This is a genomic window from Roseateles sp. P1_C1_2, from assembly GCF_056406535.1.
In genome coordinates this window covers 122,841-149,229 of the sequence record NZ_JBFUAB010000004.1, presented here as the reverse complement: position 1 = coordinate 149,229, position 26,389 = coordinate 122,841, and the positions used below count along the sequence as shown (strand labels likewise).

Genomic DNA, 26,389 nt, shown 5'->3' with positions numbered 1-26,389 from the left:
GCCCCTAGCCGGACCGCGGGCGATGTGCTCGCGGCTCAATGCCGTGAGCATCGCCGTCCCCTCGGGGGACCGACCAGGGTCGCCCGCGTTCAGCGCGGCGAGCCTGAGCGAGGGGCAGGCAGCCGGTCCAGCGCCGCGACGAGTTCGCGCGCCTCGTGGCGGCACAGGCGCAAGCGCCGCAGCAGCCAGGGTGTCAGGTCCTGCTGGCCCAGATGCTCGGGCCAGGCACCGGCATCGCCGTCGGGAATCTCGGCCGGGTCCGTTCCCGTCGCCGGTTCGCCCTTGAGGATATCCACGCAGGCCGTGCGGGCCAGCGGCAGTGCGACCTCAGCCTTGGCGGCATCCAGGCGCTCGGTGCGTCGCTGCACCTGATGCTGCACGGCGCCGAGCAGGGCCATCAGCCGGTAGCCGTGGCTCAGCGCCGACTCGATCTCGGCCTCGGGCAGGCGCACGCTTTCGGGTTCGACGCGCGTGCGCTGGGCGGTGGCGGCCAGCGCAGCCAGTGCCGTGTAGGCCTGCTGGCGGCTCAGGCGCTGGGCGGTCTGCTCTTCGGCGCTCGGCATCCAGCGCAGCATATTGGCCGCATGGCGGGCCAGCGCGCCGCGCAGCTGCGCGCCCAGCCGCGGCGCGGCGGCGCGCTCCCAGGACGGCAGCACGAAGCTGAACAGCCAGGCCAGGCCCGCACCGATGACGGTGTCGGCTAGGCGCTCGCCGATGAAGGGGCTGCTGCCCGGCGCCAGCATCAGCGGCTGCAGCAGGGCCATCAGCGTGGCGGCCGTGGCGGCGACGCGGTAGCGCCGGTTCACATAGGCATGCGCCGTGCCGACGGCGGCGATGAAGCACAGGCTCAGCAGCGGCGTCCAGTGCACATGCGCGAGCAGCAGCACGAGCAGGCAGCCCTGCACCGTGCCGATGATGCGTTCGTTGCGGCGCGACAGCGTCTGCTCCAGGTTGCCACGCAGCACGACGGCGACGCTCAACATCAGCCAGAAGGGGTGGGCGGCCCAGGGCAGTGCCGCGCCCAGCGCATAGGCGAACGACAGCGCGAGCGCCGAGCGCAGCGCATGGCGCATGACGCCGGATTGCAGGTTGAGGTGGGGCTTGAGGGCCGCCAGCGGCCAGCCCTCGGGCGACACGAAGGGCGCGAGCCGTTCGGGCGTCCACGGGCTGTCGGGCTGGTCGGGAGCGGCCTGGCGCGCCACCATGGCGCCGACGTCGTCCAGCATATGGCCCACGCGCGACTGCAGGGCCGACACGAGGTGGCTGCGCGAGTCGCCCGCCGGTGCGTTGACATCGGCCAGCCGTGCGGCGAGCTGCTTCGCCCAGGCCTCGGCCGACACCTCAGGCAGCGGCGCGCCGTAGGCCAGCGTGTCGGCCAGCGCGGCGAGCACGTCGGCGAGGTGGCGCAGCGCGTCGGCCAGCGCGGCCCGCCATTGGCGGCCGGGGAAGTCCTGGCCCAGCAGCTCGGTGTCCAGCCGGCTGGCCAGCAACAGGTCGCGCAACTCGATGAGGCCGAGCACGAGGTCGGTCTGGCGGCGGCTGCGCGGCGAGCGGCGCGCGGCGAAGACCTGGTCGCGCGCGGCCTGCAGCGCGTCGGCCAGCAGCACGTCATCGGCGATGGAGGCCCGGATGCGCGCCTCGGCCCCGCCCACCGCACCCGCGATGCGCTCGGCGCGCGAACGCAGCCGCTTCTCGGTGGCGCGCAGCGCATGCGCCAGCGCCAGCTCACGCAGGCGGTGGCGCAGCACGACGGCGCTGGCCCGCGCCCAGCCGGCGTAGACGCAGCCGCCCAGGCCCACCCACAGCGCATGCTCCAAGGGCGAGGCGGCGCCGGCGGTGCGGTCCCAGGCCATCGCGAAGACCATGGCCAGCACCGGCGCGAACGACAGCGGCCCGGCGCGCAGGCCCCAGGCCAGGGCCATCAGCGACAGGAAGGTGACGGCCGCGACCAGCGCCACGGTCAGCGTGAGCGAGTTGTCGGCCAGGCCGACGAGCAGCGTCACGACGGCCGCCGCCGCCGCCGCCGGCAACACGCGCGGCAGCACGCGCTGGGGCGGGTTGGGCACATCGGTCAGGCTGGCGCAGACGGCGCCGCCGACGGCCGCGAGGCCGGCCGTCTCGCCGAACAGCGCGCCGACGAGAACATGCGTGGCCGCGACGCCGAGGGCGACGCTGAGGCCGTTCAGATGGGCGGCTTCCAGCCGCTTCAGGAATCTCACTTGACGAGGAGCTCCATCACCTTGCGCTCGCTGGCCGGCAGCTCATGCACGGAGAACCAGCCCGACTTTTCCGGACGGTAGACGTATTGCGGCGGCGCGTTGCTGGCGACGCGCTGCTTCAGCGGCGCCAGCGCCGTCTGCGCGGCCTCGCTCTGCCCCAAGGCCTGCAGCGCAGCCGCCTGCACGATGACGCCGAGATCGCTCCAGGGGCCCAGCTGCAATGCTTGCTCGGCAGCGAGCCGCGCGGCCGCGGCGTCGCCGTCGGCCAGGGCCAGCCAGCCCTTGAGGGCCAAGGTGTCGGGGTCGGCCGGGTCGAGGAGGAGGGTCTCCTTGATCTGGGCTCTCGCGGCATCGCGGCGGCCGGCGCGCAGCAGGTCCAGCGCATAGTCGCGGCGCAGCGGCACGAGGCCGGTGCGCAGGCGCAGCACGGCCTCGTATTTCACAAAGGCTTCGTCCCAGCGGCCGTCCAGGGCCAGCGTGGCGGCGCGGCCCCAGAGGGCTTCGGGCTGGTCGCCCTGGTAGGCCAGCACGGCTTCGTAGGCGGCCAGCGCGCGCGGCACATCGCCGAGGCGTCGGTGGTAGTCGGCCAGCGCCAGGTCGACGCGGAAGCGGTCCTCGCCCTTCAGTGCCTCGACATCACGCGCCAGGCCGGGCACGACCTCGCCAGCCAGCGGTCGTCCGCCGTGCCAGAGGGCGTCGGCCACGCCGGCGCGCAGCGCGCCGCTGCGTGGATGGGCGGCCAGGGCTCGCGCGGCCAGCTCGCCGACGGCAGCGCCATCGCCTTCGATGGCCAGCGCATTGAGCTGGGCAGTCAGCGCCCGCTCGTCGGTGGGCGCGAGCTTGAGCGCCCGCGCGAACAGCGGCCGGGCCTCGGCCAGCTTGCCGTCTTCCAGCTTCTGGTTGCCGGCATTGACCAGGGCCACGGGCAGGCTGGCGCGCGTGTCGCGCTGGGCATAGAAGCGCTGGATGGCGGCGCGCAGGGCCGGGTCCATCTGGACGAGGCGCTCGCGCACGATCTCGCGGCCGTCATAGGCATCGCGCCGGGGCGAGGCCTCGGCATTGGCGCCCTCGGCGAAGTACTCCCACACCGAGCCGCCGGCATAGCGCGACAGGAAGCCATTGCGGGTCTTGGCATCGCGCGCCTTGGCCTGCTGGTAGAGGGCCTCGATGCCACGCGCCTGGTCTGCCGTCAGCACGCCGTGGACCTGGTGGGTCAGCTCGTGCAGCACGGTGTTGTATTTGTCGAAGATGCTGCGCTCGACGTCCTCGATGCCGGTGACGGTGAAGTGGCCGCCCATGCCGCGCACGTCGTCCCACAGCCGCGAGTCGTAGTCGATGCGGGCATCCTTCAGCGCATGGGCCTGCGGCGTCTCGGACAGGCGCATCCACATCGGCTTGATGAAGTGGGTGGCGCCGCCCTCCACCAGCACCGGGATGAAGGCCTTCCACGGCGCGACGGACAGCGCCACGCGCTTCTGGTGGCGGGGCGAGAGGTCCTTCCAGTTCAGCACATAGCGCTCGATGCCGGGCACCTTGGGCATGGGTGTAGCGGCAAAGCGGCGCTCGTAATCGGCGCGGTGGACGTCGATGCGAAAGCGTTGCGACTCCAGGGCGCGAGCCGCGATGGCATGGGCGCGGCCCAGCTGGGGGCAGCGCTGCAGGACCGCGAGGCTGATCTGCACGGCAGCGTCGAAATCGCCCTTCTCGAAGGCATCGGAGGCCCGCTTCACATCGAGCAGAAGCGGCGCGAAACCGTCGCCCAGGCGCGCCGCGAGTTGGGTGTAGTTCTCGCGCACATAGCCGTTGCCGAGCAGATAGTGGGCGGCCTCGTGATGGCGGTTCAGCGCGACGGCGCCTTCGGCCGCGGCAATCGCGTCCTCGGTGCGACCGAGGCGGATCAGCGTGTCTGCAAGCGCTGCCAGGCCGTCGGCAGTGCGAAGTTCGGCGATGCCCTGTTCAAGCTTGGCCAGCGAGGCATCGAACTCGCGCAGCTGATAGTGGCGCTGACCCAGGCCGCGCAGGGCTTGCGCCTTGTCGAGCGGCCGCGTGGCTTTCTCCAGTGCGCGCTCGAAGCAGGCCTTGGCGCGCTCGAAGTCGCGCCGGTCCAACGCGAGGCGGCCGGCCGCGAGCAGGTCGATGGCCTCCGCCTTGGCGTCCGTCAACGCGCCGCGCGTGCGGCGGTCAACGGCGGCGCCATCATCACGGGCGAACAGCCATTGGTAGATGACGCCACGCTCGGCCGCATCGGGCTGCTGGACGCGCAACAGCGCGTCCAGGTCCGTCTGCGCCGTCGCGTACTGCTGCTCGGTCAGCAGCGTCTGCAGGCGGCCGGTATCGGTTGCCGCCTGCGCGGCACTCAGGGTCAGGCCAACAGCAAGGCCAAGGGCCAATCGACGCCAGGGCATTCAGGCTCCATGTAGTGGAGCCGGCATGCTAATCGTCCGAGGAGAAGCCGGACGCCTTGACGACCGGCCCCCAGTAGTCGCGCTCGGCGGCCAGGCGCCTGGTGTAGTCGGCGGGCGGCAGCGACAAGGGCTCGAAACCGAGCTTGCCCAGGGCCTCGATGACGCTGGGCTCGCGCACGGCGTTGCGGGCCAGTTCGGCCAGCTTGTCGACGATGGCCTGCGGCGTCTTGGCCGGCACGAAGAGGCCATAGGTCTCGACGCCGACGATGCCCTTGAAGCCCTGCTCCTCGAAGGTCGGTGCGTCGGGCACGAAGCGCGAGCGGGCCTTGTCCGTCACGCCGAGCAGGCGCACGCGGCCCGAGGCGAGGTGGGGCAGGAAGTCGCCGATGGAGAAGCAGCCCGAGGCGATCTGGCCGCCCATCAGGTCTTGCATGCCGGGTGCGGCGCCGCGGTAGGGTGCATGGGTGAGCTTCAGCCCGGCGGCATGCTCGAACTGGTTGCCCAGGAAGTGGGGCATGGCGCCCGCGGCGGGCGAGGCGTAGGCGGCCTTGTCCGGGTTGGCCTTGGCCCAGTCGGCGAACTGGGCCAGCGTCTTCACCGTGGCCGGCACCATGGGGCCGACCCCGAAGCCGCAGGTGGACAGGGCCAGCGGCGCGACGGCGATGACGTCCGTCGCCGGGTTGTAGGCCAGCTTGCGGTAGGCATGCGGGTAGATGGTGAACATCGACGACGGGCTGATCAGCAGCGTCTGGCCGTCGGGCGCTGCGTCCTTCAGCGCGGCGATGGCAATGCGGCCGCCGGCCCCCACCTTCTGCTCGACAAGGACCGTCTCGGCCAGCTTGCCGCGGCCGAACTCGGCGATGCGGCGGGCCGTCGTGTCCACCGAGCCGCCGGCCGGGAAGCCGACGAGGATGCGCGGCGGCTGGCCCTGGGCGCGGGCAGCAAAGGGGGCGGCCGCGAGCGCGGCAAGAAGGTGGCGTCTGTCCATCATGGTTTCTGTCTCCTGGGTTTGTTGTCGGGGGCGGCGGATTGCGCGGTGGCGACCCAGGCGAGGCGCTCCAGGCCGGCCTTGAGTGCGGCGCCCTGCTCGCCGAGGGCGGCCAGCAGGGTGCGGTCATGTTCGGCGACGGCGGCTTCCAGCTTGACCAGCCGGCGCCTGCCATTGGGCGTGAGGTAGAGGCCCCAGGCGCGCGCGTCATCGGGTGCATCGCGGCGCTCGGCCCAGCCCTGGGCGGTGAGCCAGTCCGTCAGGCGCAGCGCGCCGCTGCGGTGCAGGCCCATGGCCTGGCCCAGCAGGCCCTGGCGCAGGCCGGGGTTGCGCGCAATCAGCACCAGCGCGGCATAGCGCTGCGGGCTGACATCCCACTCGGCGGTGGCCCGGTAGAAGTCGAGATAGAGGGCGTTCTGCGCGCGGCGCAGCGCATAGCCGAGCAGGCCGTCCAGCGAACCGTAGTCCACGCCGGGCACGGGCAGCATCAGGCCTTCGGGCGTTACGGCATCGAGGCTGTCAGTCTTGCTCACAGCATCAGCTTAGTTTTTGTTGCAGTACGCAACTATCTCGCTTACCCTGAAGGACATGAACATCGTCATTGCGGGTGGAGGCATCGGCGGGCTGACCGCCGCGTTGGCGCTGCAGGCGCGCGGCCACGAGGTCACGGTGCTGGAGTCGGTGCGCGAGCCCAGGCCGCTGGGCGTGGGCATCAACCTGCTGCCGCATGCGGTCGGCGTGCTGGACGAACTGGGCCTGCTGCCGACCCTGCGCGGCATGGCGATCGAGACCTCGGCGCTGGTGTTCGCCAACCGCCATGGCCAGGCCATCTACCGCGACCCGCGCGGCCTCGCTGGCGGCTACAGCCATCCGCAGTTCAGCATCCACCGCGGCGAGTTGCAGATGCGGCTTTGGAACGAGGCCTCGGCCAAGGTCACGGTCCTGAGCGGCCAGCGCGTCGTCGGCGTGCGCGACGGCAATATCGCGCTGATCGAGACGGCAGACGGCCCGCGCGAGCTGGCCGCCGACCTCATCGTCGGCGCCGACGGCATCCACTCCGCCCTGCGCCGGCGCCTGGCCCCCGATGAAGGCGCCCCCTGCTGGCGCGGCATCATGATGTGGCGCGGCACGTCCTGGGCGCCGCCCTTTCTCGACGGCCGCACCATGGTGCAGGCCGGCCACAGCCAGGCCAAGTTCGTCGTCTACCCGATTGGCGCGCCGCGAGCGGATGGGCTGCAGCTCATCAACTGGATTGCCGACCGCCGCGTGCATGAAGCCACGCCGGGCCTGACGGCCCCCGACCGCGCCGACTGGAGCCGCGCCGGCAAGCTGGACGACCTGCTGCCCACCTTCGGCAGCTGGCACTTCGACTGGCTGGACGTGCCCGGCCTCATCACGCGCGCCGAGCAGATGCTGGAATGGCCCATGGTGGACCGCGACCCGCTGCCGCGCTGGCGGCTTGGGGCCTCGACGCTGCTGGGCGATGCGGCCCACCCCATGTACCCCATCGGCTCCAACGGCGCGACGCAGGCCATCATGGACGCGAAGGCCCTGGCCGACGCGCTGTCCAACCACGCCGACCTCGACGCCGCGCTGGCGGCCTACGAGGACGAGCGCCGCCCCTTGTGCGCCCGCATCGTCGAGATGAACCGCCGCGAGGGGCTGGATGCCATCCTGGACCGGGTCGAGGCGCTGGCGCCAGAGGGCTTTGCGCGCTTGGAAGACGTCATCGACCCGGCCGAGGTCGCCGCCGAGATCAACGCCTACAAGGCCGCCGCCGGCCATCGCACAAACGCCGCTTGATCCCGCCCCGGCCCGCGACGATCATCGCGGCCCATGCCCCAACTCAAGCTCGGCCGCTCGGTCCCGCCCCACGACCGCCACCCGGTTGCCTGGTACCAGCCCGAGGTCCTGTGGACGGCGGCCCGCCAGGTGCTGTCGTCGCTGGACCAGTTGCGCAACCGCGATGGCCGCGAGAGCCAGACCCAACCGCTGGTCATCATCGATCGCAGCCAGCCGGAGACCGATGGCGGCTTCAAGAGCGAGTTCTGGTTCGACTTCATCGCCGACACCGGCGATGGCGGCAACGCCAGCTATGCGGTGGCCAGCGCCGCACTGGCGCCTGAGCTGAGCGTCGGCGGCGAGACCTTGCCGCGTGGCCAGGTGCTGCTCTTCGGCGGCGACCTCGCCTACCCGGCGGCCAGCACCGAGGACTACCGCTACCGCTTCGTCGAGATGTTCGAGGCCGTGCGCAACGACTTTGCCGACACCCTGGTGCGCGGCCGGCGGCTGACGCTGGCGGCCGTGCCGCAGAACCACGACTGGATGGACTCGGCCTCCACCTTCAGCCGCTATTTCGTGCGCGGCTACGACTCGGCGCCGCTGCTGGGCGCCGACATCCCGCAGCGCCAGTCCTATTTCTGCGTGAAGCTGCCCGGCGGCTGGTGGGCACTGGCGCTGGATTTCGCGCTGACCCACGACATCGACCGCGACCAGTACGAACAGTTCGAGATGCTGGCCATCGGTGGCCATGGCAAGCCGCCGGTCATAGGCCCCGACGACAAGGTCATGCTGATCTACCCCGAGCCCTACTGGACCCGCCCCATCGGCGACGGCGCCGACGAGAGCCATCCCAAGCGCTACCAGCGCCTGGAGGGCCTGCTGCGCGGCCGCATCCGGCTGCGGCTGGCGGGCGATTTGCACCACTACATGCGCTGGGATGCGGCGGACACGGCGCGCGACGGCCACCTCGTCACCTGCGGCTGCGGCGGCGCCTTCACCCACCCGACCCACACCCGGACGACGACGCGGCCGGTGCGGCTGCAGGCCTTCGACACCGAGGACTGCATCCCGCCCGAACCGCGCACCGAGACGCCGGCGCTGAAGATCGGCCTGACGGGCCGGCGCAGCCGCGGCGAGCGCTTCGAACGCCAGGAGGCCACCGTCTACCCGGCGGCGGCCGCATCGCGGGGCCGCGCCTGGCGCAACCTGTTCGCCTTCCTGCCCAAGCTTTGGAATCAGCGCGAAGGCGGCAATGGCAATGTCGGCTTCGCCGTGCTGCTCGGCGCGCTGTACTGGTTCAACGCCTATCTGAACTCCAGCCCCTTCTCCTGGTCCTTCCGGGCCGACGGCTTCCAGCCGCTCTGGGTCTACGGGCCGGGCGAGTACGTCGACGTGCTGGGCCTGTGGCTCAAGGCCATGGTGTTCAGCCCGCTGGGTTTCCTGATCAACCTGCTGATGGCCTTCGGCTGCATGGCCATGGGCCGCGAGGCCGTGGACGAGCTGTCGCCCGACGACGGCCGCACGACGCGCTGGGCCGCCACCTGGGGCATGGGCGCCGTGCATGCCGCGGTGCACGTGGTGGCCGTGTTCAGCCTGGAGTTCTTCATGCACCAGGCCGTCAGCCTGTGGGCGGGCCTGGGCAGCCGCGACCAGTCGCTGGGGCTGATCCTGCATTCGCTGCTCGTCGGCGCGGGCGTGTTCGCCGGCGGCGCCGTGCTGGGCTCGGCGCTGTTCGGCGGCTATCTGGCGCTGATGTGCCGGCTGGGCCTGCTGACCAACAACGGCTACTCGGCGCTGGATGGGCAGGACCACAAGGGATTCCTGCGTTTTCGCATCGCGCCGGATGGTGGGCTGCAGGCCTGGTTCATCGCCATCGACCGCGTGCCGCGGCGCTGGCGGCGTTCAAGCCAGCCCGGGCCGGTCTGGCGCAATGACGACGCCGCGGCAACGGCGCCGCGGGTGCATGACCGCTTCAGGCTTTGAAACGCGGGCCGGGCCTACTGCAGGTGCGAGGCGCAGGCCAGCCCGACCTGTGTGCCCAAACGCTCGATCCCGGCCTTGTCGCCACCGTCCAGGATCTCCTTGACCTTCCCGAGCTGGGCCACGGTGTTGTCCGCCGAGCATTCGCAGAAGTCGCGGAACTTGCGCGGCTGCCCGGCCGCGATGCGAGCGACGTCCGGCGAGCTGCGCGGGCCCTGGGCCACGCACTGGGCCGCGACGATCTGGCGCATCTCCGCCATCGACGCATTGGCCGGCAAGGCCGGCAGCGACGGGAGCGCCCGCCCCTCGATCGGCACGCTGCGTGCCGAGTCCGGGCAAGGTTTCGACTGGTAGGCCGTCTTGCCCGCAACGTCGGTGCACTTGTAGACCTGCGCATTCGCAGGCGCCGACAAGGCCGCCCCCAGCAGTAGCGCCAGAAGCGGGAAAGGAATGCGGTGCAGGTGGATGCGCATGGATCGCCTCGCGGTTGGCAACAGCTTCGGCCTCTGACGCCCTATCGCAGGGTCCAGCTCACTTCAGCATTTCCGCTGCGATGAGCCGCACCGGCGCATTGCCATAGCTGAGGAACTGCTCGTGGAAGGCCTTGAGGCTGAACCCCGGCTTGGCCTTCAAGGCCTCGCGCAGCGCAAAAATCTCGCTGTAGCCGCTGAAATAGCTGGTCAGCTGCACGGAGCTCAGCTGCACGCGGCGCCACTTCTCGGTCGCCTCGCGCTGGGTCTGGAAGGCCTGGCGGGTCAGCAGGTCCACCGCGTCGGCCTCGCTCATGCCGAGCACGTGCACGCTGTAGTCGAGCACGGTGTTGGTGACCGAGCGCAGATGCCATTTGCCGTACATCAACGTCATTTCGGGCGAGGCGCCGTAGCCGCTCTCGATCATCATGCGCTCGCCGTAGACGGCCCAGCCCTCCACCATCGCGCCGTTGCCGAACAGGGCCTTGACCTTGCTCGGCGCGCGGTTGGCGTGCACGAGCTGGGTGTAGTGGCCCGGGATGGCTTCGTGGATGTTGAGGATCTGCAGGATCCAGTGGTTGTATTCGCGCAGGCTGCTCTCGGCCTGCTCGGGCGTCAGGTCGTCCAGCGGCGTGACGTTGTAATAGGTGCGGTCCTGCGGCCGGTAGGCGCCGGGCGCCTCGATGCTGGCGCCGGCCACGCCGCGCTGGTACTCGGGCGTCTCGCGCACCGCCAGCGGCTTGCTGGCGTCCTGGCTCAGCAGGTCCTTCTCGCGCACCCAGGCTTCGAGCTGCGGGATCTGCGCGCGGATCTCGTCGACGAAGCGTTCGCGCGCCACATGGCGCTCGCTCAACTTGGCGATGACGCGGCCGATCAGCGCGAAGCGGTCGGCGGGCGGCGTCTCGCTGCCGATGACGGTCGGCCACAGCGCGGTGGCTTGCGTGAGCATGCTGGCCAGCACCTCCTCGCGGCGCTGCAGGGCCAGCTCGTAGGTCTCCTTGGCCGTGCGGGCGGACTGGATGTCGTGGGCGAACTTGGGCTCGTAGAGCTCGGCGCCGAGGCGAAAGCCCCGCACCGGCTTGAGCCGCTTCAGGTGGGCCACATAGCCGTTCACCGCGGCGCGGGCCTGGGCCAGCGGCGCCTTGAGGGCGGCCGCCTGGCCCGCCTCGGCGGCACGCTTGGCGATGTCGTCCAGCACGCCGAGCACGCCCGGCGCCTGCTGGATGGCCAGCTCCGTGTGCTCGCGCGTGACGCCGGCCAAGCTGGCCTGGGCCGCGCGGTAATAGGCCGGCAGCGCCGCGATGCGCGGCTTGAGCGCCTTCAGCCGCGCGGGCAGCGGCGCGTAGTCGGTGTTCAGCAGCAGGTCCAGCGGCGCCGCCGGGTTGTGCTCGGACGGGTTCCACGACCATTCGCGCAGCGTGTCCAGGCGCCAGAGGTCGCTCTGGAGCTTGCCGACCAGCAAGGCGCGATCCATGCGGTCACTGGTGCTCAAACGCGCGTCGGGCACGGTTTCGAAAACGCCCAAACGCTCCGTCAGGAAGGTCCGCATGCGCTGGCGCTGCGCATCGCTGGGCAGGGTCACGCGGCCTGCGAACTCGAAGCGGCCGGCCATCACCGCGGCGTCGGGGTCGAGCTTCCACAGGGCTTCGAGGAAGCGCTCGCTCTGCATGCCGATGAAGCTGTCTTCGGCCATGGCCGGAACGGCGAAGGCGGCCAGGCCCAGGGCCGTGAAGTCGCGGCGCTTCATGCCATGGCCTCCTCGAGCGCGTCGACGAACATCTTCGCGACGTCGAAGCCGCTCTGGTCGGTGATCTCCTGGAAGCAGGTCGGGCTGGTCACGTTGATCTCGGTGACGTTCTCGCCGATGACGTCCAGGCCCACCAGCAGCAGGCCGCGCGTGGCCAGGATGGGGCCGAGGTATTCGGCGATCTCGCGGTCGCGAGCGGTCAGCTCGCGTGCCACGCCCTTGCCGCCGGCCGCCAGGTTGCCGCGCACTTCATTGCCCTGCGGGATGCGCGCCAGGCAATGTGGCACCGGCTTGCCGCCGATGATGAGGATGCGCTTGTCGCCCTCGGTGATGGCCGGGATGAAGCGCTGCACCATGACCGTCTGCGTACCTTCCTTGTTCAGCGTCTCGATGATGCTGCCGAGGTTCAGGCCGTCGTCCTTGACGCGGAAGATGCCCATGCCGCCCATGCCGTCCAGGGGCTTCAGGATGATGTCGCGCTGCTCGGCATGGAAGGCGCGGATCTCGGCCGGGTCGCGCGTGACCAGGGTCGGCGAGATGAACTGCGGGAACTCGAGGATGGCGAGCTTCTCGGGGTGCTCGCGCAGCGCGCTGGCGCGGTTGAAGACCTTGGCGCCTTCGCGCTCGGCCTGGCTGAGCAGATGGGTGGCGTAGAAGAACTCGCTGTCGAAGGGCGGGTCCTTGCGCATCAGCACCGCATCGACGTCGGCCAGCGCGACATCGGCGGTGGCTTCGACCTTGAACCAGTCGTGCCCGTCTTTCTGATTCTGACCGGTCAGCGTGATGTGGCGCGCACCGCGCGCCGTCACGCGGCCGCCGCGCAGCCAGACGAGCTGGCCGACCTCGCAGGCAACGATGCTGTGGCCGCGCCGGGTGGCCTCGCGCATCATGGCAAAGGTGGAGTCCTTGTAGGTCTTGAAGGTGTCGAGTGGGTCGGCGACGAAGAGCAGCTTCATGGTCTGGCGATGCGATTAGGGCGTCAGCCAGTGTTGCACAGGGCCGCCCTCAGCCTCTGACGTAGGGACTCAGCGCCGCCTCGGCGGCGGCGGCAATGCTGCGCCAGTGCTCGCGCCGCTGGCGGGCCCGGGTGCGGTGCTTGGCCTTCAGCTCGGACATGGCCGCGACAGAGACGGGCACCCGGATCTCCACGCCGTGCCGGGCCAGGGGCAGGCCACCAAAGCCGAGCCAGAAGTCGTCGTAGGAGCGCCTGAAGCCGGCCGCGTAGCAGGACTCGAAGGCGATCTGCTGCGTGTCGCGCACGCCAACGACGCGCGTCTGCCCGAGGGCGCGGGTGAGGCCGTTCAGCGCGGCAAACGCGAAATAGGCGGGCGAGTTCTGCGGGAACTCGGCGCGAAAGCGCGCCAGCGCCGGCTCTTCCGAGCGCAGGGACTGGTTGCGCGTGGCGAACAGCACCGGGCCACCACCGGCGTCGGGCCCGAGGCGGCTGGCGTCGATCCAGGCGAAAGACAGCTCATGCAGGGTCTCGCCGCGGTGGCGCAGCACGAGGCTGAGCGGGCCCTCGTGGCGGGTGGCCGCGTTGGCCCGCAGGCGGACGTCGTAGCCCGCCAGGTTTCGCCACAGCAACAGGCCGTCGCCATGCAGGGCCGGCAGCAGGGCCGGCAGGAAGTGGGTCTGCTCGAACTGGAAATGGTCGAGCACGCAGGCCAGGCGCTCGGTGCTGCCGAAGCCGCGCGACAGGAAGTGGCGGTGGCTGATGAAGAAGAAGGCGTCGGCCTGGGGCTGGGCGGCCATCAGCCGCGCGAACGCGGGAATGGCGAAGAGCCGGGCGAGGCCCTCGCGCTCGCCAAGCATGCGGCCGCCGCCGAGCAGCACGCGCAGGCCATCGGGCAGGCCCTGGGCGCGGGCCCGCCGCCAGGCATTGCCGGCCACGCGGCTCAGCAACTGCAGGCCGCTGGGCGGCACGGGGCTGGGCCAATCTGGCGCGGTGGTGGGGGTCACGACTCGAAGGAAAAGCCGCCGGGGCGGCCCTACATTGACAGCTTCGAGACAGATTATCGACAGATAGCGGACATGAAAGCGCCGCCGCGCCCCTCGATCCGAGGGCGGGGAAGTCCCGGGCGTGACTTGCGTGACTTAAGGCGCGCCGCTTACACGGCGGGGCGACGCCAGGCCGCGACGACGGTGGCGACACCGCCCGCCACCACGCCCCAGAAGGCCGCGCCGATGCCGAAAACGCTGATGCCGGACAGGCAGACGAGGAAGGTCAGGATGGCCGCGTCGCGATGGCCCTCGTCCTTCAACGCGCCGGCCAGCGCACCGGCGATGGTGCCCAGCAGGGCCAGGCCCGCGATGGCCGCGACGAGCTCGCGCGGGAAGGCCGACAGCAGAATGGCGACGGCGCCGCCGGCCAGGCCGAGCAGCACATAGAACAGGCCCGCCGCGACGCTGGCCGTGTAGCGCCGTGCCGGGTCCTCATGCGCCTCGCGGCCCATGCAGATGGCGGCCGTGATGGCGGCCAGGTTGAAGGCATAGCCGCCGAAGGGCGCCAGCAGCGTCGTCGCCGCGCCCGTGATGGCGATGCTGGCAGACACGGGCGTCTGGTAGCCACTGGCGCGCTGGGCCGCGACGCCGGGCAGGTTCTGCGAGGCCATGGTGACGATGAAGAGCGGCAGGGCCACGCCGATGGCGGCATGCCAGCTGAACTGCGGCGCCGTCCAGAGCGGCAGCGCGAAGACCTGGGAGGTGTCGACACCGGCAAAGCTCAAGCGCCCCTGGGCCAGGGCCACGATGACGCCGGCGATCAACACACCCGGCACCGCATAGCGCGGCCACAGCCGCCGGCCGGCCAGATAGGCCGCCGCCATGGCGAGGACGAGCTCGGGCGCCGTTTTCGTGCTCGTCACCGCCTCGAGGCCGAAGCGCGCCAGCACGCCGGCCAGCAGGGCCGAGGCGATGGCCACGGGGATGCGGTCCATCAGCTTCTCGAACCAGCCGCTGGCGCCGGCCCAGGCGATCAGCAGGCCGCACACGATGAAGGCGCCGATGGCTTCGGGCATCTCGACGCCCGAGGTCGAGGCCAGCAGGGCCGCGCCCGGCGTGGACCAGGCCGTCAGCACGGGCTGGCGCGTCCACAGGCTCAGGGCCAGGCTGGTGACGCCCATGCCCAGGCCCAGGGCCCACAGCCAGGAGGCGGTCTGGGCCGGCGTGGCGCCGAGGGCGACGGTGGCCTGGAAGATGATGGCCACCGAGCTGGTGTAGCCCACCAGCACCGCCACGAAGCCGGCAACGACAGTGGACGGCGAAAAGTCTTGCAGCAAGCGTGTCATGCGGCCAGCATAGCCACCACTTCATCAACGACAGGCCTGCGGATGTGCCGTTTCCTCGCCTACTCGGGCGATGCGATCTTTCTGGAAGACCTGGTCTGCAAACCGCGCCATTCGCTGGTGCGCCAGAGCCTGCAGGCTTCGGAAGCCAAGTCGGTGACCAATGGCGACGGCTTCGGCATCGGCTGGTATGGCGAGCGCGACACGCCGGGCGTCTACCGCGAGGTGATGCCGGCCTGGAGCGACGACAACCTGATGGCCCTGTGCGCGAATGTGCGCTCGCATCTCTTCATGGCCCATGTGCGGGCGGCGACCGGCGGCGGCGTGTCCCGGCAGAACTGCCACCCCTTCCATCTCGGGCGCTTTCTCTTCATCCACAACGGCCAGATCGGCGACTTCCCGCGCCTGCGCCGCGGCATGGAGGCGCAGCTCTCCGACGAGCTCTATGACCTGAAGCGCGGCGCCACGGATTCGGAGCTGCTCTTCCTGCTCATCATGGGCGGCGTGCAGGCCGGCGCGACGGTCGAAGCCGCGACGCGCCAGGTCTTGCTGGACACGGTGGCGGCGATGCAGGAGCGCGGCATCACGACGCCGCTGCGCTTCTCCGCGGCCCTCGCGGATGGCGAGCAGCTGTGGGCCGTGCGCTGGGCCAGCGATGACAAGCCGCCCAGCCTCTACCTCAAGCCCCAGCCGGGCGGCTGGGCGATCGCTTCGGAGCCGCTGGGCGACGACGCCGAGGCCTGGCAGCCGCTGGCCAAGGGCGAGCTCGTGCATGTGCACGACGGGCGCATCGAGCGCCGGCTGCTCTGCGGCAGTTAACGCCTGCCGATGAAGACCAGCAGCAGGGCCCCGGTGGCCAGCACGGCCACGCCGACGACGGCGCCTGCTTTCACATAGACCAGGCTGGCCCACAAAAGATAGGCACTGCAGGCGCTGAACAGCAGTGGCAGCCACGGATACAGCGGCACGCGAAACGGCCGCGGCCGCTCGGGCTCGCGGCGGCGCAGCACGATCAGCGCCCCGCCGCTGAGCACCAGGAAGAACCAGTAGACCGGCGACAGATAGTCCACCATGGTCGAGAAGCCGCCGCGCGTGACGTCGCCCAGGGCCACCAGCAGCAGGGCCACGAGGGCAGTCGCGACGACGGCCGCGCTGGGCGTGCCGCGGCGTGCATTCCAGTGCGCAAGCCGCCATTCGGATGCAAGGTCGCGCGCGGCGGCATAGGTGGTGCGCGGGCCGGCGATGAGGATGGCGTTCATCACCGACAGCGCCGTCAGCGTGACGACGCCCACCATCAGCAGTTCAGCGCCACGGCCGAAGGCGATGCGCATCAGCTCGGCTGCCGGCGCCTCGCTGCGCGCCAGGCCGGGCAGACCCAGCACGCTCACATAGGCCCAGTTGGCCAGCAGATAGAGGGCCATCACCACGCCCAGCCCCAGCAACAGCGCGCGGACGATGCCGCGCTTCTCGTCGCGCATCTCGGCCGACAGCGTCGCCGCATCGCTCCAGCCGCCATAGGCCAGGAAGACGAAGACCATGGCCACGCCCCAGTCGGTGCCCGCCGTCGCCGCGCCCACGCTGGCCGGCGGCAGGCCGCCGAGCTGGTGAGCACCGCCAGCCAGGCCGAGCAGCAGCAGGCCGACCATCACCAAGGTCGTCAGGCCGAGCTGCGTGCCCAGGCCGACGCGCACGCCCAGCAGGTTGAGCCCGGTCAGCAACACGATCAGCACCGCTGCCAGCAGCGCGCTGGCATGGGACCCCAGCCAGGGGCTCAGGTCCACCACCTGGCCGAGATAGTCCCCGAAGACAAAGCCCAGCAGCGCCATCGAGCCGGTGTGGATGACGCCGAAGCGCGACCACGCGAACAAGAAGCCCAGGCGCCGGCCATAGGCGCGGCTGAGGAAGTGGTAGTCGCCGCCGGCGTCCGGAAAGGCCGCAGCCAGCTCGGCAAAGCACAGCGCGCCGACGAAGGACAGCACGCCGCCCAGGGCCCAGGCGAGATAGAGCTGGCCGGCATCGGGCAGGGACTGCGCCACCATGGGCGAGGTCTTGAAGATGCCGGCGCCGACGACCATGCCGACGCACAGCGCGCCCGCGTGCCGGGCACCCAGGCGGCGCTCCGGCGTGGCCAGGCTCAAATCTCGACCTTGGAACCCAACTCGACGATGCGGTTGGTCGGCAGGTGCAGGAAGTCGGCGGCCGCGGCCGCGTTGCGGTGCATGCTGGCGAACAGCTTCTCGCGCCACAGCGCCATGCCCGAACCGATGGTCGGGATGACGATGTCGCGGCTGAGGAAGTAGCTGGTCTCCATCTCGTCGAGCTGCACGCCATGCTTCTTCAACAAGGCCAGGGCCTCGGGCACGTCGGGCTCGTTCTTGAAGCCGAAGTGCAGGGCCACCTGCCAGCAGCAGTGGCCCAGGGCCTCGACCTCGCAGCGCTTCTCGAAACCGACCCACGGCACTTCGTGGTGCTTGACGGTGACGAAGACGTTCTGCTCGTGCAGCACCTTGTTGTGCTTGAGGTTGTGCAGCAGCGCATTGGGCGTGGAGCCCTTCTCGGACGACAGGAAGACGGCCGTGCCGGCGACGCGCGTCGGCGGATTGATGAAGACGGCCTCGAGGAAGGTGTCCAGCTCGATGGCGTCCTCGCGCAGCTTGTCGGACAGCTGCTTGCGGCCCTGCTTCCAGGTCAGCATCAGCGTGAACATGCCGATGCCGATCAAGAGCGGGAACCAGCCGCCGGCGGCGATCTTCAGCAGATTGGAAGCCAGGAAGGTCACGTCGATGAGGAAGAAGACGCCTGTGGCGGCAATGCACAGCGCCAGCGGGTATTTCCAGCCGTAGCGGATGACGAAGAAGGTCATCACCGTCGTGATCGTCATGTCGATGGTGACGGCCACGCCGTAGGCGCCCGCCAGCTTGGTGGACGACCCGAAGAAGACGACGGCGACGACGACCAGGGCGAACAGGCCCCAGTTGATGAAGGGCACATAGATCTGGCCGGTGTCACGCACGCTGGTGTGCAGCACGCGCAGCCGCGGCAGGATGCCGAGCTGGATGGCCTGCTTGGTGACCGAGAAGGCGGCCGTGATCAGGGCCTGGGACGCAACGATGGCGGCGGCCGTGGCCAGCAGGAAGAGGGGGATCTCGGCCCAGCCCGGCGCCAGCAGGAAGAAGGGGTTCTTCACGCCTTCGGGGTTGTCCAGCAGCATGGCGCCCTGGCCGAAGTAGTTGATCACCAAGGACGGCATGACAACGCCATACCAGGCGATGCGGATGGGCTTCTTGCCGAAATGGCCGAGGTCCGCATACAGCGCCTCGCCACCCGTGACGACGAGGACGACGGCGCCCAGTGCGACGAAGGCCACCCAGCGGTATTCAAGGCAGAAGTGCAGCGCATACGCCGGGTTGACGGCCGCCAGCACGCGCGGGTTGTCGAAGATGTGCGGCAGGCCCAGGGCCACCAGCGTCAGGAACCACAGCATCATGATGGGCCCGAAGGCCTTGCCGATGCCGCCGGTGCCGAAGCGCTGCACGGCGAACAGGCCGACCATGACGATCAGCGTGATCGGCAGGATGGCATCGTGCAGCTGGGGCTCGTAGACGTCGATGCCCTCGACGGCACCCAGCACCGTCATGGCCGGCGTGATGACGGCGTCGCCGAAGAAGATGGCGGTGCCGAACAGGCCCACCAGCATCAGCGTGCGGCGCAGCGGCGGCTTGTCGTTCACGGCGTTGGTGGCCAGCGCCAGCATGGCGATCAGGCCGCCCTCGCCGTTGTTGTCGGCGCGCAGGATCAGCAGCACATACTTGATCGAGACGACGACGGTCAGCGTCCAGAACAGCAGGGACAGCACGCCGAGGATGTTGTCTGGCGTGGTGGCGACATGGCCGCCGTGGAAAACCTCTTTGAGGGCGTACAACGGGCTGGTGCCGATGTCGCCATAGACCACTCCGAGAGCCCCGAGGGTCAGACCCGCCAGCGCCGAGGGGCTGCGGGCCGCATGAGAAGAACTCACTTCGCGAAGACCACCGGCTTGGGGTGGCGTTTGTTCGAAAGTGGGGATTCTGCGCCCGCTTTTGGGGTTTTGTGCAGTGCAGCAAAACCACACAAGCCCGGGTTGACGCCTACCCGGGGGCAGGCGTAGACGCGGGCCCTGGCGACGAGGAAGGCCGCCTCACCAGATGCGGATGCGGTCCGCGGCGGGCTTGAACATCCTGTCACCGGCCTGGGTCTTGAAGGCCTCGTGGAAGCCGTCGTGGTTGACGGCGGCGCCATTGGCGCGGAATTCCGCCGGCGAATGCGGGTCGGCCGTCAGCTGCTGCAGGCGGCGCGGCTCGCGCATCTTCTCGCGCCAGGCCTGAGACCAGCCCATGAAGAAGCGCTGCGGGCCGGTGAGGCCGTCGATGACGGGCGCCGGCTTGCCGCCGAGCGACCGCAAATAGGCCTTGTAGGCGATCTGCAGGCCGGACAGGTCGGCGATGTTCTCGCCCAGCGTCAGCTTGCCGTTCACATGCTTGCCGGGGATGGGCTCGTAGGCCTCGTACTGGGCCACCAGCCGCTCGCCGACCTTCTCGAAGGCCTGGCGGTCGGCATCCGTCCACCAGTTGGCCAGCGCCCCGTCGCCGTCGAACTGGCTGCCCTCGTCGTCGAAGCCGTGGCTGATCTCATGGCCGATGACGGCACCGATGGCGCCGTAGTTCACCGCATCGTCGGCCCGGGTGTTGTAGAGCGGCGGCTGCAGCACGGCGGCCGGGAAGACGATCTCGTTGAAGCTGGGGTTGTAGTAGGCGTTGACGGTCTGCGGCGTCATGCCCCATTCGCGCTTGTCGACCGGCTTGCCTGCGTGGGCGGCCTGACGCAGCCATTCGAAGCGCGCCGCGCGCTGGCGGTTGCCGGCCGGGTCGCCGGCCTTCACCTCCAGGGCGGCATAGCTGCGCCAGACGTCGGGATAGCCGATCTTGACGAGGTATTTGGACAGCTTGTCCCGCGCCTTGGCCTTGGTGGGCGGTGTCATCCAGGCCAGGCCATCGATGGACTCGCCATAGGCCGCCAGCAGGTTGTTGACGAGCTTGAGCATGCGCGCCTTGTCGGCAGCCTGGAAGTTGCGCTTCACATAGGCCTCGCCGACGGACTCGCCCAGGGCCTGGTTCAGGTCGGCCACGGCCTGCTGCCAGCGCGGCTGCTCGCTGCTGGCGCCGCTGAGCGCGGTGCCGCGGAAGGCGAAGCGCGCTTCACGCAGGGCTAGCGGCAGCACGTCGGCATGGCCGTCCAGCACGCGCATCGTCAGGTAGAGCCGCACATCGTCCAGCGGCGCTTCGGCCAGCAACCTGGCCGCGGCCGTCACATAGCTGGGCTGGGAAATGATGAGCTTGTCCTGAGCCGGAAGCTGGGCCGCCGCGAGCAGGCCGGCCCAATCCAGGCCGGGAGCCCGGCTCGCCAGCTCGGCCGGCGTCATGGCGTTGTAGATCTTCTGCGGGTCGCGGTTTTCTTCGGCCGCCCACTGGGCCTCGGCCAGCTGGCGCTCCAGTGCGAGCACGCGCCGGGCCGCGTCAGTGGGATTGGCCTGGCCGGCGGCGCGGGCCAGCGCTTCCAGGTAGGTCTGGTAGTCCGCGCGCGCCTTCGCGAAACGGGCGTCGTCCTTCAGGTAGTAGTCGCGGTTGGGCAGGCCCAGGCCGCCCTGGTTGGCAATGACGCGGTTGATGCCGGGCTGCTTGAAATCGGCCTCGACGCTCAGCACCACCGGCATGTCGATGACACCGACCTGGCGGCCCAGCCAGGCGGCGAGCTGCTCGCGGGTCTGCAGCGCGGCGATGCCATCCAGCAGCGGCTGCATCGGCGCGAGGCCAGCGCGGTCGATGGCCGCCGTGTCCATGAAGCTGGCGTAGTAGGCGCCGATCTTGTGCTCGGCCGAGCCGGGTTTGGCCTTGGCCAGGCCTTCGACGAGGGCGCGCACGCGCTGGTCGGACAGGTCGCGCAACTGGGCCACCATGCCGAAGGAGGACTTGTCGGCCGGGATCTCGGTGGTGGCCAGCCAGTGGCCGTTGCCGGCGCGGAACAGGTCGTCCTGCGGGCGCGTGGCGCGGTCGATGCCGGCGAGATCGAGGCCGGAATGTGGGGCGGCGCCGGCCAGGCCAGCAACGGACAGCAGCAGGGCCAGGGCGGCCAGGCGGGGCATTTTCATCATGGGGCTGCGAAGCTCGAAACCTCGCAGCCTAGGCCAAGGCGGCCGCCCTGCCGAAAGTTCAGGCCGCTTCCGCTTCCGCCTGCGGATCGGTCGCTTCCAGCTCGTAGCTGGCCGCCAGCATGGCCAGCCGGCCGATGACGCCGTACATATAGAAGCGATTGGGCGCACTGGCGCCGGGCTTTTCGCCGGGCCGGGGCAGATGGGGCGATTCGGCGAAGGCCAGCGGCACATAGCTGGCGCCGGGGGCGTTGAGGTTCTCGTCGATGCCGCGGTGGGCATGCACGCGGTAGTAACCGCCCACCACGTAGCGGTCCATCATGTAGACGACCGGCTCGGCCACGGCCTCGTGCACGCGCTCGTGGGTGGGCACACCCTCCTGCACGATGACTTCCTGGCCGAGGTTGTCGGGCAGCGCCGAAGCCAGGGTCTCGATGTCCTTGGCGTCGCGCACCGTCAGGACACCACGGCCATAGCTGCCGACGTCGCTCTTGATGATGACGAAGGGCTTCTCGTTGATGCCGTATTCCTTGTACTTGCGGCGCACCTTGGTGAGCTGGGCGTCGGCGGCCGTCTGCAGCGCCTCCAGGCCCTTCTTGCCGTGCAGGTCGACGCTCGTGAACATCGGCGTGATGAGCCAGGGGTCCATGCCCAGCAGCTTGCCGAAGCGCTTGGCGACTTCCTCGTAGGCGCGGAAATGCTGGCTCTTGCGCCGCACCGTCCAGCCGGCGTGCAGCGGTGGCAGCAGGTATTGCTCGTGCAGGCCCATCAGCTGCGGCGGCGTGCCGGCGGAGAGGTCGTTGTTGAGCAGGATGGTGCAGGGGTCGAAGCCCTTGAGCATCAGGCGGCCGCGCTTGCGCACCAGCGGCTCGACGGTGATGCTGCCGCCATTGGCGATCCTGAGTTCCGTCGGTTCGGTGACGCTGGTGTCCAGCGTGCCGAAGCGCACGTTCAGACCAGCCTGCGTGAAGATGCGCGCCAGGGTGGCGAGGTTGTCCAGGTAGAAGCTGCAGCGTGCACCGGTCTCGGGGATGACCAGCAGGTTGCGCGCCTCGGGGCAGATCTTCTCGATGGCCGCCATGGCTGCCTGCACGGCCTGCGGCAGCATCTGCGGCGTGAGGTGGTTGAAGCCGCCGGGGAACAGGTTGGTGTCGACCGGCGCCAGCTTGAAGCCGGCGTTGCGCAGGTCCACCGAGGCGTAGAAGGTCGGCGTGTGCTCCATCCATTCCAGCCTGAACCAGCGTTCGGTGGCCGGCATGGATTCCAGGATGCGGGCCTCCAGCTCGTTGATGGGGCCGTTCAGGGCGGTGATCAGATGGGGAACCATGGCCGAATGATCTCAAACTCGGGAGGGTCGGCCCACATGGGGACGACCGGTTGAATCACAAGACGCCGTCGGCGCAGGCGGTCCGGCCCCGGCCGGCGTGCTTGGCGCGGTAGAGCTGATCATCGGCCCGCTTGATGGCGGCCGCCAGCGTCTCGCCGGCCTGCACGCGGACGGCGCCGGCGCTGAAGTCGGCGATGAAGCCCAGGCTGGCTTCGCAGCGCCGCCGCAGCGCCTGGTGCAGGCGGCTGTCCAGCCGCCCGAAGGCCTCGGCGTCGCATTGGCGCACCAGCAGGCAGAACTCCTCGCCGCCGTAGCGGCCCACCAGGTCGCTGGCACGCAGTTCGCCGCGCAGCACCTCGCCGGTCAGCTTGAGCACCTCGTCGCCGACCGGATGGCCGCGCTCGTCGTTGATGCGCTTGAAGTGGTCCAGGTCCAGCATCAGCAGCACGCTGGACTGGCCGCCGCCGCCCAGGGCGCTGGCGGCCCGGCTCATCCATTCGCGGCGGTTCAGCAGGCCGGTCAGGGTGTCCAGCGACGCCAGCCTCACCAGCGCCTGCTCGGCCGCGTCGCGGTGGGCCAGCAGGAAGCCCATGGTGCCCAGCACCAGGCTGGCATTGAGCAGCATCATCGAACCGATGTTGAGGGGATTGGGGGTCAGGAAGCGCGGGTAGATCTCGGGCCAGCCCAGCACCAGGCAGCCGCGCGCCAGCGTCATGACGCCATTGGCCAGCGCCGCGCCGCCGCACAGCCAGCGCCAGCGCACGCCGGCAGCGCCGCGCAGCAGCAGCACGCTGGCCCAGATGATCTGGGCGCCTATGGTCAGGTTGGTCACGCCGGTGGCAACGCCCAGATCGCCGAAGACGAGGGCGTGCACGACGCCCAGGCCCAGCGGCGCCCCCAGCAGCCAGCCGCGTCGCGCCGTCAGCCCGAGGAAGCGGCAGGCCGTGATCACGGTGGCCGAGGCCGAGCCGCTCAGCGCCATGACCCCCAATGTCGCCAGCAGGCGCGGCGCGCCGAGGGTGGCGCCGATCAACAGGCCGAAGCCCAGGGCCTGGCCGAGCAGCATGAACTGCCAGGCCTGCAGGCCGCTGCGCGTGCGCAGGCCGACGCCGACGGCCAGCGCCAGGCTCATCAGCAGCGCATTGACCAGCACCGCCCCGAGGAGGGTGATCACATCCATGGCGGGTCAGCATAACGGGCGGTCAGCGCGCCAATAAAAAAGCCGCCCCGAAGGGCGGCTCGGCACTGCGGCTGCAGTGGATCACTTGTGATACGCGGTCTCGCCGTGCGACGAGATGTCCAGGCCTTCGCGCTCTTCCTCTTCCGTGACGCGCAGGCCGATGGTCAGATCCACCAGCTTGAAGGCCACGATGGAGACGACGCCCGACCAGAGGATGGTCACGATCACTGCCTTGGTCTGGATCCAGACCTGGCCGGCGATGGAGAAGTCGGCCGGCGTGACCATGGTCGCGGTGACCCAGTCGCCCATGGCGCTCGGGCCGCCGAGGTTGGGCGAAGCGAACACGCCGGTCAGCAGGGCGCCGACGATACCGCCGATGCCGTGGACGCCGAAGACGTCCAGCGAGTCGTCGGCACGCAGCAGCTTCTTCAGGCCGGACACACCCCACAGGCAGGCGAAGCCGGCGACGATGCCGATGACCAGGGCGCCACCGATGCCGACGTTGCCGGCAGCGGGGGTGATGGCGACGAGGCCGGCGACGGCACCCGAAGCAGCACCCAGCATCGAGGCCTTGCCCTTGAGCAGCGCTTCACCCACGCACCAGGCCAGCACGGCAGCGGCCGTGGCGCCGAAGGTGTTGATGAAGGCCAGGGCGGCGAAGCCGTTGGCTTCCAGCGCGGAGCCGGCGTTGAAGCCGAACCAGCCCACCCACAGCAGCGAGGCACCGACCATGGTCAGCGTCAGGCTGTGAGGCGTGAACTGCTCCTTGCCGTAGCCGACGCGCTTGCCGACCATGTAGGCACCCACCAGGCCAGCGACGGCGGCGTTGATGTGCACGACGGTACCGCCGGCGAAGTCCAGCGCGCCCCACTGCCAGAGCATGCCGGCCTTGGCGTTCATCGCGTCAACGACTTCCTTGGCGGCGTAGGCATCCGGGCCCATCCAGAACCAGACCATGTGGGCGATCGGCAGGTAGCTGAACGTGAACCACAGTGTCAGGAAGGCGAGCACGGCCGAGAACTTGATGCGCTCGGCGAAGGCGCCAATGATCAGGCAGGCGGTGATGCCGGCGAAGGTGGCCTGGAAGGCGGCGAACACCATCTCGTACATCGGCACACCCTTGCTGAAGGTGGCGCCGGTGGCGAAGGTGCCGGCCACGTTGTCCCAGATGCCCTTCATGAAGAGTCGGTCCGTGCCGCCGATGAACTTGCCCGTGCTGGCACCGCCCTCGGTGAACGCGAAGCTGTAGCCATAGAGGAACCACAGCACGACGATCAGCGAGAAGCCGACCATGACCTGCATCAGCACCGACAGCATGTTCTTGCTGCGCACCAGGCCGCCGTAGAACAGCGCGAGGCCGGGCACCGTCATCAGGATGACGAGCAGCGTGGACAGCATCATCCAGGCGGTGTCGCCCTTGTTGGGCACCGGGGCCGGCGCGGAGGCCGCTTCGGCGGGCGCGGAAGCGGCAGCGTCAGCCGCGGAAGCCGCCGGAGCGGCGACGGTTGCGGCAGCGGCCACGGCAGAGGCGGGCGCCGAGGCCGGGTCCTGGGCCCAGGCGGCCGGCGCAAGCAGGCCGGCGGCAAGCGCGAGACCGGCAAGGAGTTTCTTCATTTGAGGGATCTCCAACAGGTTGTTATGGACGCGTCAGAGCGCGTCGTTGCCGGTTTCGCCGGTGCGGATGCGGACGACCTGATCCAGCGGCGACACGAAAATCTTGCCGTCGCCGATCTTGCCGGTGCGGGCCGAGGACTCGATGGCCTCGATGACGCGCTCGACGACGTCGTCGTTGACGGCGGCTTCGATCTTGACCTTGGGCAGGAAGTCGACGACGTACTCGGCGCCGCGGTACAGCTCGGTGTGGCCCTTCTGGCGGCCGAAGCCCTTGACCTCGGTGACCGTCAGCCCCTGCACGCCGATGGCGCTCAGGGCCTCACGCACCTCGTCGAGCTTGAAGGGCTTGATGACGGCAGTGATCAATTTCATGTCGCTCTCCAGTAATCAGAAGGTCTTCTTCAGGCCGACGACCAGCGAGGTCTTGCCCATGAACTTGCCGTTGGCGGGACTGGCGTAGAAGCTCTTGTCGGCATCGGTGCCGATCACGGCGCCACTCAATACCAGGCCGGAGAAATCCTTGGCCAACGTCAGCGAGTAGTCGGAGTAGGAGCCGGCGGGTACGTGGCGCATCGTCTGATGGCCGATGTGCGGCGTCAGCGTCATGCCATCGCCCAGGTCGAAATTGGCCGACACGTCGAAGTAGCCGCTGTACTTGGTGCCCGGCACGCCGAACAGGTTGGTGCTGTTGGTGTTGGAGTACTTCGCCGTCACGGGGCCGTAGCTGAGTGCGCCGTAGATTTCGAAGGTGTTGGCACTGGTGGGCAGCTTGTTGCTGGGGTAGTAGTACTGCAGCACGCCGAGGTCCAGCGTCAGGCCCTTGGCGACTTCGGCCTTGTAGCCACCGTACAGGTCAATCTCGACCTGGCCGTCACCACCCGCGTCCTTGATCCACTTGATCGTCGACGCCCAGGCGCCGACGTAGAAACCGCTCGGCGAGGCGTAATCCAGGCCGCCTTGCAGGGCCGGCTTCAGGCGCGACTGAGAGATGCCGCGGTAGCGATATTCGCTGACAGCGCCGACATTGAACGACAGCGGGTCCGGCGCCGGTTCATCGGCGAACGCGGGCAGGGCGACCGCGGACAGCGCGAGTGCGATCAGCGAAGGGGACAACTTCATGGCGGAGCTCCTGAGTCAATAGTGGGTGGGATACGGTCCGGCGGGGTATTTGCAGCTTCCGTGCCAAGCGTCACGCCTTGTCACGCCGCA

General features: G+C 69.8%; 20 protein-coding genes. 3 read left to right on the top strand and 17 right to left on the bottom strand.

The window, feature by feature from the left end; genetic code table 11:
• Positions 1 to 89: 89 nt before the first annotated feature.
• The 4 genes from AC1D2H_RS05295 to AC1D2H_RS05280 are packed head-to-tail and all read right to left on the bottom strand — an operon-like array spanning position 90 to position 6,145.
• Complete coding sequence (locus AC1D2H_RS05295) at positions 90 to 2,219, bottom strand: FUSC family protein (RefSeq protein WP_478010158.1); 2,130 nt, start codon at positions 2,217 to 2,219, stop codon at positions 90 to 92.
• Positions 2,216 to 4,624 carry a tetratricopeptide repeat protein gene (locus AC1D2H_RS05290; RefSeq protein WP_478010157.1) on the bottom strand — a complete coding sequence of 803 codons (2,409 nt, stop codon included), beginning with the start codon at positions 4,622 to 4,624 and terminating at the stop codon, positions 2,216 to 2,218. The genes AC1D2H_RS05295 and AC1D2H_RS05290 overlap by 4 nt, the downstream gene beginning before the upstream one ends.
• Before the next feature lie 28 nt (positions 4,625 to 4,652).
• Positions 4,653 to 5,615: a Bug family tripartite tricarboxylate transporter substrate binding protein gene (locus tag AC1D2H_RS05285; protein ID WP_478010156.1), complete on the bottom strand. Its 963-nt coding sequence runs from the start codon at positions 5,613 to 5,615 to the stop codon at positions 4,653 to 4,655.
• A complete protein-coding gene (locus tag AC1D2H_RS05280; RefSeq protein WP_477927836.1) occupies positions 5,612 to 6,145 on the bottom strand; it encodes a MarR family winged helix-turn-helix transcriptional regulator in 534 nt (177 codons plus the stop codon). The genes AC1D2H_RS05285 and AC1D2H_RS05280 overlap by 4 nt, the downstream gene beginning before the upstream one ends.
• Positions 6,146 to 6,200: 55 nt before the next feature.
• Here AC1D2H_RS05280 and AC1D2H_RS05275 point away from each other — a divergent pair, with 55 nt between their 5' ends.
• Both AC1D2H_RS05275 and AC1D2H_RS05270 read left to right on the top strand, forming a co-directional pair.
• Positions 6,201 to 7,415 carry a flavin-dependent oxidoreductase gene (locus AC1D2H_RS05275; RefSeq protein ID WP_478010155.1) on the top strand — a complete coding sequence of 405 codons (1,215 nt, stop codon included), beginning with the start codon at positions 6,201 to 6,203 and terminating at the stop codon, positions 7,413 to 7,415.
• 33 nt (positions 7,416 to 7,448) lie between these two features.
• The gene (locus AC1D2H_RS05270) at positions 7,449 to 9,377 is read left to right on the top strand and encodes a hypothetical protein (protein WP_478010154.1); all 1,929 of its coding nucleotides are present in this window, start codon (positions 7,449 to 7,451) and stop codon (positions 9,375 to 9,377) included.
• A 14-nt stretch (positions 9,378 to 9,391) separates the two neighbouring features.
• Here the strand turns inward: AC1D2H_RS05270 and AC1D2H_RS05265 are convergent, their stop codons facing one another.
• The 5 genes from AC1D2H_RS05265 to AC1D2H_RS05245 all read right to left on the bottom strand — a co-directional run bounded on the left by AC1D2H_RS05265 (position 9,392) and on the right by AC1D2H_RS05245 (position 14,878).
• Positions 9,392 to 9,847 (bottom strand): DUF4124 domain-containing protein, encoded by a 456-nt coding sequence (locus AC1D2H_RS05265; RefSeq protein ID WP_478010153.1) that lies wholly within the window; start codon positions 9,845 to 9,847, stop codon positions 9,392 to 9,394.
• 58 nt (positions 9,848 to 9,905) lie between these two features.
• Entirely contained in the window at positions 9,906 to 11,591 is a 1,686-nt protein-coding gene (locus AC1D2H_RS05260) for a DUF885 domain-containing protein (protein WP_478010152.1), read from the bottom strand.
• Positions 11,588 to 12,547, bottom strand: a complete 960-nt coding sequence (gshB, locus tag AC1D2H_RS05255) for a glutathione synthase (protein WP_478010151.1) — start codon at positions 12,545 to 12,547, stop codon at positions 11,588 to 11,590. The genes AC1D2H_RS05260 and gshB overlap by 4 nt, the downstream gene beginning before the upstream one ends.
• A 49-nt stretch (positions 12,548 to 12,596) precedes the next feature.
• The gene (locus AC1D2H_RS05250; RefSeq protein ID WP_477927824.1) at positions 12,597 to 13,550 is read right to left on the bottom strand and encodes a DUF535 family protein; all 954 of its coding nucleotides are present in this window, start codon (positions 13,548 to 13,550) and stop codon (positions 12,597 to 12,599) included.
• Between the two features lie 149 nt (positions 13,551 to 13,699).
• A complete protein-coding gene (locus tag AC1D2H_RS05245) occupies positions 13,700 to 14,878 on the bottom strand; it encodes a benzoate/H(+) symporter BenE family transporter (RefSeq protein WP_478010150.1) in 1,179 nt (392 codons plus the stop codon).
• 42 nt (positions 14,879 to 14,920) lie between these two features.
• On the opposite strand from AC1D2H_RS05245, the gene AC1D2H_RS05240 reads away from it, so the two are divergent.
• On the top strand, positions 14,921 to 15,694 hold the full coding sequence (locus AC1D2H_RS05240) for a class II glutamine amidotransferase (RefSeq protein ID WP_478010149.1): 774 nt from the start codon (positions 14,921 to 14,923) through the stop codon (positions 15,692 to 15,694).
• On the opposite strand, the gene AC1D2H_RS05235 is transcribed toward AC1D2H_RS05240, so the two are convergent.
• The 8 genes from AC1D2H_RS05235 to AC1D2H_RS05200 all read right to left on the bottom strand — a co-directional run bounded on the left by AC1D2H_RS05235 (position 15,691) and on the right by AC1D2H_RS05200 (position 26,299).
• Positions 15,691 to 17,013 carry an APC family permease gene (locus AC1D2H_RS05235; protein WP_478010148.1) on the bottom strand — a complete coding sequence of 441 codons (1,323 nt, stop codon included), beginning with the start codon at positions 17,011 to 17,013 and terminating at the stop codon, positions 15,691 to 15,693. The genes AC1D2H_RS05240 and AC1D2H_RS05235 overlap by 4 nt on opposite strands.
• Entirely contained in the window at positions 17,010 to 18,893 is a 1,884-nt protein-coding gene (locus AC1D2H_RS05230; RefSeq protein WP_478010147.1) for a potassium transporter Kup, read from the bottom strand. The genes AC1D2H_RS05235 and AC1D2H_RS05230 overlap by 4 nt, the downstream gene beginning before the upstream one ends.
• A gap of 159 nt (positions 18,894 to 19,052) precedes the next feature.
• Positions 19,053 to 21,059: a M13 family metallopeptidase gene (locus AC1D2H_RS05225; RefSeq protein WP_478010146.1), complete on the bottom strand. Its 2,007-nt coding sequence runs from the start codon at positions 21,057 to 21,059 to the stop codon at positions 19,053 to 19,055.
• Between the two features lie 61 nt (positions 21,060 to 21,120).
• Positions 21,121 to 22,386, bottom strand: coding sequence for a glutamate--cysteine ligase (gene gshA / locus AC1D2H_RS05220; protein ID WP_477927812.1), 1,266 nt, complete (start codon positions 22,384 to 22,386; stop codon positions 21,121 to 21,123).
• A gap of 55 nt (positions 22,387 to 22,441) precedes the next feature.
• Positions 22,442 to 23,566, bottom strand: coding sequence for a GGDEF domain-containing protein (locus AC1D2H_RS05215; protein WP_477927810.1), 1,125 nt, complete (start codon positions 23,564 to 23,566; stop codon positions 22,442 to 22,444).
• Positions 23,567 to 23,647: 81 nt separating this feature from the next.
• On the bottom strand, positions 23,648 to 25,180 hold the full coding sequence (gene amt / locus AC1D2H_RS05210) for an ammonium transporter (RefSeq protein ID WP_478010145.1): 1,533 nt from the start codon (positions 25,178 to 25,180) through the stop codon (positions 23,648 to 23,650).
• Positions 25,181 to 25,213: 33 nt separating this feature from the next.
• Positions 25,214 to 25,552, bottom strand: a complete 339-nt coding sequence (gene glnK / locus AC1D2H_RS05205; protein ID WP_056192325.1) for a P-II family nitrogen regulator — start codon at positions 25,550 to 25,552, stop codon at positions 25,214 to 25,216.
• 15 nt (positions 25,553 to 25,567) lie between these two features.
• Positions 25,568 to 26,299, bottom strand: coding sequence for a TorF family putative porin (locus tag AC1D2H_RS05200; RefSeq protein WP_477927807.1), 732 nt, complete (start codon positions 26,297 to 26,299; stop codon positions 25,568 to 25,570).
• Positions 26,300 to 26,389 lie beyond the last annotated feature (90 nt).